An 8,844-nucleotide genomic window follows, 5' to 3' on the forward strand; every position below is an offset into this window, starting at 1 on the left:
CCAGGCCACGGCTGGGCCGACATGGCCCAGCCGTCGCCCTGCCTAAAGGATGCGAACAACATGACTGTTCAAAACAAAGTAGCCCTCGTCACCGGCGCCGGCCAGGGGATCGGCCGGGGTATAGCGCTGAGACTGGCCCGGGACGGATTCAACGTTGCCGTGGCGGATCTTGATTCCCAGCAGGAGAAGGGCGAGGCCGTTGTTGCCGAAATTGAAGCCAGCGGGGGACGGGCGGTCTTCATCGCCGCCGACGTCGGGCGGCGGGCCGATGTTGTGGGCGCAGTCGAGACGGCCACACAGCAGCTCGGCGGCTTTGACGTAATCGTCAACAACGCGGGCATCGCCCAGGTCCGGCCGGTGCTGGAGATCACGGAGGAGGATCTGGAGCAAGTCTTCCGGATCAACGTTAACTCCGTGATCTGGGGCATCCAGGCGGCCGCTGCAAAGTTCGATGAACTGCAACACGCCGGCAGGATCATCTCAGCCGCTTCGATTGCCGCGGTGAAGGGCTTTCCGATTCTCGGAGCGTACTCGGCATCCAAGTTCGCGGTCCGGGGCATTACCCAGGCCGCGGCGCAGGAGCTGGCGCCGAAGGGCATCACCGTAAATGCGTATGCGCCGGGCATCGTGGGCACGGGAATGTGGGAGCTGATCGACCGGGAACTGAGCAAGATCAACGGTAAGCCGGCCGGCCAGAACCTGAGTGAGAACGTCGAAGCCATTGCCCTGGGCCGCATCGAGACGCCCGACGACGTCGCGAAGGTAGTCTCCTTCTTTGCCGGCCCGGATTCGGACTATGTCACCGGACAAACGTTGCTCGTCGACGGCGGCATCCTGTATAGCTGAGCCTGGCGAATCAGACATCGATACAAAGGCAGAAGAGAACATGAAAGCAGCACGGTTTTACGCCCGCAATGACGTGCGGATCGACGATGTTCCGGAGCCGGAGGTGCGGGCCCGGACAGTAAAAATCCAGGTTGCGTGGTGCGGCATCTGTGGAACCGATCTCCATGAGTTTCTGGAAGGCCCCATCTTTGTCCCAGCGCCTGGACACCCCCATCCTCTCTCCGGAGAAGAAGCCCCGGTCACCATGGGTCATGAATTCTCCGGGACGATTGTGGAGGTCGGGGAAGGTGTTGACGGACTGGCAGTCGGCGACAATGTCGTCGTCGAACCTTATTTCGTGTGCGACGAGTGCGCACCCTGCAAGGCCGGCAACTATCATCTGTGCACGAAGATGGGCTTCATCGGCCTGTCCGGCGGGGGCGGCGGTCTCGGCGAGAAAATTGTTGTGGACACGAGGTGGGTCCATAAAATCGGTGACATTCCGTTGGATCAGGCCGCGTTGATCGAGCCGCTGTCGGTCGCCCACCACGCGGTGACCCGCAGCGGCGCCAAGACAGGCGACGTCGCACTGATCGGCGGTTCCGGACCCATCGGGCTGCTGACGGCGGCTGTTTTGAAAAGCATGGGTGTCACTACAATCATCAGCGAGCTCAGCGCGGCCCGCAAGGAAAAGGCACGCTCCAGCGGGGTCGCGGATTACGTGATCGATCCGAGCCAGGAAGACGTCCAGACACGGGTACAGGAAATCACGGACAGCGTCGGCGCAGATGTGGCCTTCGAATGTGCCGGCGTCAACGCAGTGCTGGATACCTTGCTTGATGCTGTAAAACCCGCCGGCGTCGTGGTGAACGTGTCCATCTGGGGCCATCCGGCGACGGTGGACATGCAGAAAATCGTGCTGAAGGAGATCGATTTGCGGGGCACAATCGCCTACGTGCGCGACCACGCCGAGACGATCAGGCTGGTCCAGGACGGCAAGGTGGACCTCAAGCCATTCATCACCGGCAGGATCGCACTGGAAGACCTCGTCGACCAGGGGTTCGATACCCTGATCAACCACAATGACACCGCGGTGAAGATTCTGGTCCACCCGTAGCCCCGGCCCCAGCTCCCTACACCTGGTTGAGCGCCTGCCCGAGGTCGCCGATCAGGTCCTCGACGTCCTCCAGGCCCACCGAGAGCCGCACGACGCCGTCGCTCAGGCCGATCGCGGCCCGGCCTTCCGGGCCCATGGCGCGGTGGGTCGTCGTGGCGGGGTGGGTGATGAGGGACTTCGCGTCGCCCAGGTTGTTGGAGATGTCGATGATCCGCAGCGCGTCCAGCAGCGCGAAGGCGGCCTCCTTCGCGGAGCGCCCGCCGGACGGGGACAGCTCCAGGGTCAGCACGGTGCCGCCGGCCTTCATCTGCTTCGCGGCCAGCTCATACTGCGGGTGGGACGGCAGCAGCGGGTACTTCACCCAGTTCACGGCGGGCTGCTCCTCGAGCCATCCGGCCAGGCGCAGGGCGGACGCCGAGGAATGGTTCACCCGCAGCGCCATGGTCTCCAGGCCCTTGGCCAGGACCCAGGCGTTGAAGGCGGAGAGCGCCGGTCCGGTGTGGCGCATGAGCTGCTTGACCGGCCCGTCGATGAACGCCTTCGTGCCCAGGATCGCGCCGCCCAGGACCCGGCCCTGGCCGTCGATGTGCTTGGTGCCGGAGTAGACGACCACGTCCGCGCCGAGGTCCCCGCAGCGCTGCAGCAGCGGGGTGGCGAAGACATTGTCGACGACGACGGTCGCTCCGGCGGCGTGCGCCAGTCCGCTCACGGCGGCGATGTCCACGATCTCCTGCATCGGGTTCGACGGCGACTCGAAGAAGACCGCCGTCGTCGGCTCCGACAGGGCTTCGCGCCACTGTTCCAGGTCCGGCCCATCCACGAAGACCGTTTCCACGCCCCAGCGCGGGAGGATCTCGTTGAGGATCACGAAGCAGGAGCCGAACAGGGAGCGTGCGGCGACCACCCGGTCGCCGGCGCCGAGCAGCGCGCCGAGGGCGGTGAAGACCGCGGACATGCCCGACGCCGTCGCGAAGCAGGCCTCGGTGCCCTCCAGCAGCCGGAGCCTCTCCTGGAAGGTGGCGACCGACGGGTTGCCGTAGCGGGAGTAGACGAAGCGCTCGTCCTCCCCGGTGAAGGCTCGTTCGGCGGCGGCGGCGGATTCGTAGACGAAGCCGGAGTTGAGGAAGATCGGTTCGGTGGTTTCCTGGAAGCCGGTGCGGTCCAGTCCGCCCCGGACGGCCTGGGTGTCGGGGCTCCAGCCGGCGGCGTCGGGATTGAAGGTCACTTAGTGCTTTCCGAGGTTGGTGGGCAGGCCGCGGTTCTTCCAGCCGTTGACCGTCCGCTCGCCGTAGCGGTCCGGTTCGCCTTCGAAGCCCTCAAGGACGTTGTAGGAGGTGAAGCCGGCCTCCGTGGCGGCGGTGGCGGCGGCGATGGAGCGCTGGCCGGAGCGGCACAGGAACACGAGCTCGGCGCCGTCGTTGTCCGGAGCCTGCTGCCGGAGTTGAGTGATGAAATCCGGGTTCGGGATGCCGCCGGGGAAGGTCCACTGGATGAACAGGGGATCGTTTTCGGTGGCCTTGGTGTCCGGGATCCCGATGTGCGCCCACTCGCCCTCGGTGCGGACATCCACCAGGACGGCGCCCGCCTCGAGCTTGGCCCAGGCTTCCTGCGGGGTGAGGTCTCCGGCGTAGCTCATGCGTGGCCCTCGAATGCTTCGTCGGCGCCGAAGCCGTCGCTTTCCAGGTCATCCACCGCGCTGGCGACGGCGGCGTCCGCGCTCGCGATCGGCAGCACGACGGCCTGCGCCACGATGACGTTGGTGCCGTTGAAGGTGGCGGCGGGGCTCCCGTGCAGGACGTAGCCTTCGGCCAGGGCCGCGGCAACGCGCTCGCAGAAGGAGCGGTCGTCGGGGCCGGTGAACAGGCGGTAGGCCAGCTTTTCTTCGGTGGCGGGGGTGGCGGGCGGTGCCGCCTGGGTGGACGCGTCGGGCACGACGATCTCCTTCTCTCACGCTTGCAGCTCGAATGGTCGATATGCCGAGTATTCACCTGAGGCACCCCGCCGCGAAAGGGAGGGTTGCCGACCGGCCAGTCAGGGCTTGGCGCCGGGTCTCATTACTCCCCAAAAACGTAACACCTACGACGCCGGCCCGCACCGCCGCCGTCGTCATGTTGAGTAACGGGGGCGGTTTCCAACAAACGACGCAGCGGGTCTGTTTCGAAGGTCCCCCGTCCACTTGGTGAGATCGGTATCTCAACATGTGGTTTCTCGCTTTAGAATCCGGATCATGAGTAATGGCGATTCGAACGTGCGGCCCTTTGTCGACTGGAACTGGTGCAATGGCAACTTGGGGCGATTCGTTCTCGTGGATACCCGTTGGTACCTGGATGGATCCTCGGGGAAGGACGCTTACGATGCCGGCCATATCCCGGATGCCGTCTTCGTCGACATGGATCAGTGGCTTTCCGGGCCGGCTTCGAAAGACGCCGGGAGGAACCCGCTACCCGATCCGGAAGTGTTTGCCCAAGGGATGCGCGAAGCCGGCATAGATGACTCTGACATCGTGATCGCTTATGACGACGCAGGCGGCGTCATAGCGGCCCGAATCGTGTGGATGCTCCGGTCGACGGGCCGCATGGCCGCGGTCCTGGACGGGGGTATCGCCAGTTACCCAGGAGAACTCGCTACGGAGGCCCCGCAAAAACTGGAAGGAGACTTTTCAGCCCAAGCCTGGCCTAAGACTCTGCTTGCGGATATCTCGGAGGCGTCTTCTGATCAATACAAGGTCATGGACGTGAGGAATCGTGACCGCTTCGAGGGACGCCAAGACCCTATCGACCCCCGCCCAGGCCACATACCCGGCGCTGTGAATGTCCCCTGCCGGAAGAACCTCGACCCATCAGGAAGACTAATCCCGGCCAAGCGGCTTCGCGAGAATTTCGAGCGTGCCGGCATCGTCGCCGCCGGGGACACCATTGCCTATTGCGGATCGGGTGTCACTGCCTGTCACAACCTGCTCGTTATGGAGCAATTGGGACTAGGCCAAGGCAGACTGTTCGTCGGTGGCTGGTCCCAATATGGACACGCCACTGAAAGGCCTGTCGAAACCGGCTGACCCGTCCGGCTGACCCGTCCTGCTGATCCGGCCTATGAGTTGGAGCCGCAATGTCGGGGCGCGGCCGGCCCATAAATCAACACCACGTTCAGCCAGTGTTGCGTCGTTAGCTAGAAACCGCCCCTTCCAACTCCAGCAAAGGACCTTGCGATGACCACCACCACCACGTCCAGGCTCGCATCCGGGAACTGGGAGCTCACCGACGAGCAGACCGGCGAGATGCACGCGCTGTACCGCCATCTGCACGCCAACCCGGAACTTTCGATGCAGGAACACCAGACGGCGGCATTCATCACCCGGCGCCTGAAGGCACTGGGCCTGGAGACCTTTGCCTGCGGCGGCACCGGCGTCGTCGGTGTGCTCCGCAACGGCAACGGCCCGGTGGTCGCCTTCCGGGCCGACACCGACGGCCTGCCCATCAAGGAGGACACCGGGTTCGACTACGCCAGCACGGCCACCGGCACCCTGCCGGACGGTACCGAGGTCCCGGTCATGCACGGGTGCGGCCACGATACCCACATCACGGCGGCCCTGACCGTCGCCACCCTGCTGGCGGACGCCACGGATGCCTGGGCCGGCACCATTGTGTTCATCTTCCAGCCCGGCGAGGAGACCGCCGCGGGCGCCCGTGCGATGGTCGACGACGGCCTGTGGGACAAGGCGCCGGTCCCGGAGATCATTTACGGCCAGCACGTGATGCCGGGCCTGACCGGAACCATCAGCATCAGCCAGGGCAGCGCCATGGCCATGGCCGATTCCCTGAAGGTCACAGTCCACGGGCGCCAGGCGCACGGTTCCCAGCCGCAGGACGCCATCGATCCGATCGTGCTCGGCGCCCACATGGTGGTCAGGCTCCAGACCATCGTGTCCCGCGAACTGCATCCGATGGACTCCGCCGTCGTCACGGTCGGGACCTTCCACGCCGGCCTGAAGGAAAACATCATTCCCGGCACCGCCGAATTCACCCTCAACGTGCGGACGTTTGACCAGGAGGTCCGCGACGACGTCCTCGCCGCGATCAGCCGGATCATCAACGCCGAGGCCGCTGCCTCCAACGCCCCGGCACCTGAAATCGAGGAGCTCTACACGTTCCCGCGCTGCTACAACGATCCGCAGCAGACAGCCACGCTCATCTCGGAATTCCGTACCGCGCTCGGCGACGACGCCGTCGGTGAGGTCCCGCCCCTGATGGGCAGCGAAGACTTCGGCACCCTCGCCGACGCCATCGGGGTGCCCTCGGTGTATTGGATGTTCGGCGGCTACACCGCGGAACGCCTGGCCTCGGAGGCGCCCGTGCCCGGAAACCATTCGCCGCACTTCGGCCCGGCCATGGAACCCACGCTCACAACCGGCGTCCGGGCGGCGCTGACGGCGATCCTGTCGAAAGTTGGACTGTAAGTCCCGAAGCCCGGTGCCGTCGGACAGCCACGGCACCCCGTTCGGGGCGCGGGCGCCGCCGAAAGTGATCTAATCAAAGGCAGGCCATAGACAGGCCGTAGGCAGGACATAGCCGCAGCGGGTGCTGGCGGCCCGGCCACGGAACCAATCAGTTCAATGAAAGCGTGCACTCCATGACGGGCGCCGGGTTAAGGAGATTTGCATGGACGCGCGGCTCGAAGCCATCCGGGACACGGTGCTGGCCCGGAATCCAGGCGAAGGTGAATTCCACCAGGCGGTGACGGAAGTCTTCGAAAGCCTGGGTCCGGTGCACGACCGCCACCCCGAGTTCCTGGAAGGCGCCATCCTCGAGCGGCTGTGTGAGCCGGAGCGGCAGATCATCTTCCGGGTGCCGTGGACGGACGATTCCGGCCGGGTGCAGATCAACCGCGGCTTCCGGGTGGAGTTCAACTCCGCCCTCGGCCCGTACAAGGGGGGCCTGCGGTTCCACCCCTCGGTGTACCTGGGGATCGTGAAGTTCCTGGGCTTCGAGCAGATCTTCAAGAATGCCCTGACCGGCATGCCGATCGGGGGCGGCAAGGGCGGCTCCGACTTCGATCCCCGCGGACGCTCGGACGGCGAGGTCATGCGGTTCTGCCAGTCCTTCATGACAGAGCTCTACCGCCACATCGGCGAGTACACCGACGTCCCGGCCGGGGATATCGGCGTCGGCGGACGCGAGATCGGCTACCTCTTCGGCCAGTACAAACGCATCACCAACCGTTACGAATCCGGTGTCCTGACGGGCAAGGGCATCTCCTGGGGCGGTTCCCTCGTGCGGCCCGAAGCGACCGGTTACGGCACGGTGATCTTCACCCAGGAAATGCTCAAAACCCGCGGCCAGTCCTTTGACGGCCAGCGCGTGGTGGTCTCCGGCTCCGGCAACGTGGCCATCAACGCGATCGCCAAGGCGCAGTCGCTCGGCGCCAGCGTCGTGGCGTGCTCCGATTCCTCGGGCTACATCGTGGACGAGGCAGGGATCGACGTCGACCTCCTGCGCCGGATCAAGGAAGTCGAGCGGGGCCGCCTCAAGGACTACGGGGCCCGCCGCCCGGCCGTGTCCTACGTCGACGGCGGCTCCGTCTGGGACGTCAACGCCACCGTGGCGCTGCCCTGCGCCACCCAGAACGAGCTCGACGGCGACGCTGCCGCCCGGCTCGTCCGCAACGGCCTGCTCGCCGTCGGTGAGGGCGCCAACATGCCGTCCACCAGCGCCGCCGTCGCCGTCTTCCAGGACGCCGGGATCCTGTTCGGCCCGGGCAAGGCAGCCAACGCCGGCGGCGTGGCGACGTCCGCGCTGGAGATGCAGCAGAACGCCAGCCGCGACTCCTGGTCCTTCGCGCACACCGAACAGCGGCTCACCGAGATCATGGTCGGCATCCACGACCGCTGCGCCGCCACCGCCGAGGAGTACGGCGACCCGGGCAACTACGTGCTGGGTGCGAACATCGGCGGCTTCGTCAAGGTGGCCGACGCGATGCTCGCCCAGGGCCTCATCTAGCCGCGGGCTCTGGAATCGGGGGGCCAGCAGGAGTAGCGTCGATCGGAGAGAATGACGGCGACGGGCAGCAGCGTGGCCTGAGCCGCCAGGGCGCGCTGGTGTTGATTCCTTGAAGGAGCCGGGATGGCTGGATGGAATGCTGATACGGCGGCCGGGCCGTTGGGTTCCGGGGCGGTCACCTTGGTGGAGGGATCGTCTTTCTGCATCTCCCTGGCGAACGGGGACATCCATCCCGAACATCCGCATGGTCTTTTCGTCCTCGACACCCGCATCCTCTCCGGCTGGAGCCTGACGGTTAACGGCCAGCCGCTGGAGCCGCTGGCGGCTGAGACGAAGGAGCCGTACCGGGCGCTGTTTGCCGGCCGCGTCCCCCGCGCGGACGGGTATGCCGACAGCCCGCTGATCGTGGAGCGGCTGCGTGAAGTGGGGGCCGGCATCCAGGAGCAGGTCACCGTCCGCAATTACTCCCTGGAGCCGGCCGAATGCGTGATCTCCGTGAGGATTGAGGCGGATTTCGCGGATCTTTTCGAGGTGAAGGAGGCGCGGATCCAGCGGCGGTGGGAGGAAACCCGCCACGCGGAGGGCGACGCGCTGACCATCCGGGCGCTCTGGCAGGAGGTCCGGCAGGGCGTAGTCATCCGGGCCCCCGGGGCAGACGTCACACCCGAAGCCCTGACATACCGGGTGACCGTCGCACCGCACGGCCAGTGGAGCACGGTCCTGACCGTGGTGCCCGGCATCGAGGCAGCCGGTCCCGCCGCGTCGTTCGTCCATACTGACGGGGACGGATTGTCCCCCCGGGACCGGCGCCGGCAGGAGTGGGTGGCGAAGATTCCTGTGCTGCAGATGGGCAACCGCTCGATCGAACGGACCCTGCGGCGCAGCTACGACGACCTGGGTGCCCTACGG

Annotated in this window: 9 protein-coding genes and 1 riboswitch; of the genes, 6 read left to right on the forward strand and 3 right to left on the reverse strand. The window is 66.0% G+C overall.

Features of this window, described 5'->3' with window-relative positions; genetic code table 11:
- Window positions 1-60: 60 nt before the first annotated feature.
- Both J9611_RS13710 and J9611_RS13715 read left to right on the forward strand, forming a co-directional pair.
- A complete protein-coding gene (locus J9611_RS13710; RefSeq protein ID WP_211880914.1) occupies window positions 61-846 on the forward strand; it encodes an acetoin reductase in 786 nt (261 codons plus the stop codon).
- A 40-nt stretch (window positions 847-886) separates the two neighbouring features.
- Window positions 887-1,942, forward strand: a complete 1,056-nt coding sequence (locus J9611_RS13715; RefSeq protein ID WP_211880916.1) for a 2,3-butanediol dehydrogenase — start codon at window positions 887-889, stop codon at window positions 1,940-1,942.
- A 16-nt stretch (window positions 1,943-1,958) separates the two neighbouring features.
- Here the strand turns inward: J9611_RS13715 and J9611_RS13720 are convergent, their stop codons facing one another.
- Genes J9611_RS13720 through J9611_RS13730 form a run of 3 tightly spaced genes read right to left on the reverse strand, consistent with a single transcriptional unit; the run spans window position 1,959 to window position 3,874 of the window.
- The gene (locus J9611_RS13720) at window positions 1,959-3,167 is read right to left on the reverse strand and encodes an O-succinylhomoserine sulfhydrylase (protein ID WP_211880918.1); all 1,209 of its coding nucleotides are present in this window, start codon (window positions 3,165-3,167) and stop codon (window positions 1,959-1,961) included.
- Window positions 3,168-3,578, reverse strand: a complete 411-nt coding sequence (locus J9611_RS13725; protein WP_211880919.1) for a rhodanese-like domain-containing protein — start codon at window positions 3,576-3,578, stop codon at window positions 3,168-3,170.
- Window positions 3,575-3,874, reverse strand: coding sequence for a DUF1737 domain-containing protein (locus J9611_RS13730; protein ID WP_211880920.1), 300 nt, complete (start codon window positions 3,872-3,874; stop codon window positions 3,575-3,577). The genes J9611_RS13725 and J9611_RS13730 overlap by 4 nt, the downstream gene beginning before the upstream one ends.
- Window positions 3,875-3,886: 12 nt before the next feature.
- A riboswitch (SAM riboswitch) is annotated at window positions 3,887-4,001 on the reverse strand.
- A gap of 168 nt (window positions 4,002-4,169) precedes the next feature.
- On the opposite strand from J9611_RS13730, the gene J9611_RS13735 reads away from it, so the two are divergent.
- The 4 genes from J9611_RS13735 to J9611_RS13750 form a co-directional block, all read left to right on the forward strand.
- Window positions 4,170-4,997 (forward strand): sulfurtransferase, encoded by an 828-nt coding sequence (locus tag J9611_RS13735; RefSeq protein WP_211880921.1) that lies wholly within the window; start codon window positions 4,170-4,172, stop codon window positions 4,995-4,997.
- A gap of 150 nt (window positions 4,998-5,147) precedes the next feature.
- On the forward strand, window positions 5,148-6,395 hold the full coding sequence (locus tag J9611_RS13740; RefSeq protein ID WP_211880922.1) for an amidohydrolase: 1,248 nt from the start codon (window positions 5,148-5,150) through the stop codon (window positions 6,393-6,395).
- Between the two features lie 202 nt (window positions 6,396-6,597).
- Window positions 6,598-7,935, forward strand: a complete 1,338-nt coding sequence (gene gdhA / locus J9611_RS13745) for an NADP-specific glutamate dehydrogenase (protein WP_211880923.1) — start codon at window positions 6,598-6,600, stop codon at window positions 7,933-7,935.
- A 123-nt stretch (window positions 7,936-8,058) separates the two neighbouring features.
- The coding region (locus J9611_RS13750) for a glycogen debranching N-terminal domain-containing protein (RefSeq protein ID WP_281414568.1) at window positions 8,059-8,844 on the forward strand (786 nt) is incomplete at its 3' end.

The organism is Pseudarthrobacter albicanus (assembly GCF_018224015.1).
Taxonomy (GTDB): domain Bacteria; phylum Actinomycetota; class Actinomycetes; order Actinomycetales; family Micrococcaceae; genus Arthrobacter; species Arthrobacter albicanus.